Source organism: Faunimonas sp. B44, assembly GCF_052655945.1.
Genome location: NZ_JBQYEX010000057.1, coordinates 1 through 542 on the forward strand (window position 1 = coordinate 1; position 542 = coordinate 542).

The 542-nt window shown below is 66.1% G+C and carries 1 pseudogene; it reads right to left on the reverse strand.

Features of this window, described 5'->3' with window-relative positions:
• Positions 1–470, reverse strand: a pseudogene (locus ACUN0C_RS20230) (IS5 family transposase); the annotation flags it as partial.
• Between the last annotated feature and the right edge of the window lie 72 nt (positions 471–542).

Genomic DNA, 542 nt, shown 5'->3' on the forward strand with positions numbered 1-542 from the left:
CCCGGCGAGAAGATCCGGGACCGCTGCCTTGTCGGAGGCTTGGCCGGGCGTCACGAGGAGGCGGACGGGCAGGCCGTCCTGGTCGACGACGGCATGGATCTTGGTGCTCAGTCCTCCACGAGAACGGCCGATGGCGTGATCCGGGCCCCCTTTTTTCCGCCGGCGGCGTGCTGGTGGGCGCGCACGATCGAACTGTCGATCAGGTGAAGCGACTGCGGCGACTGCGCAGCCAGCGCTTCGAAGACCCTCAGCCACACACCCGCTTTGGCCCATCTGTTGTAGCGATTGTAGACGGTGGTCACTGGCCCATAGCGCGCCGGCAGGTCGCGCCACGGCGAGCCCGTCCGCAGCACATAGAAGATGCCGTTGATCACCCGGCGGTCGTCCACCCGCGCCACGCCGCGGGGCTTGTTCGGCAGCAGCGGCGCGATCAGACGCCACTCAGCCTCGCTCAGATCGTATCGTGCCATGGCAACCTCCAATCAGGAGGTTGAATCACCTTCTGCCCGCTTCGGGAATCCCGTTATGGGTACAGGACCTAG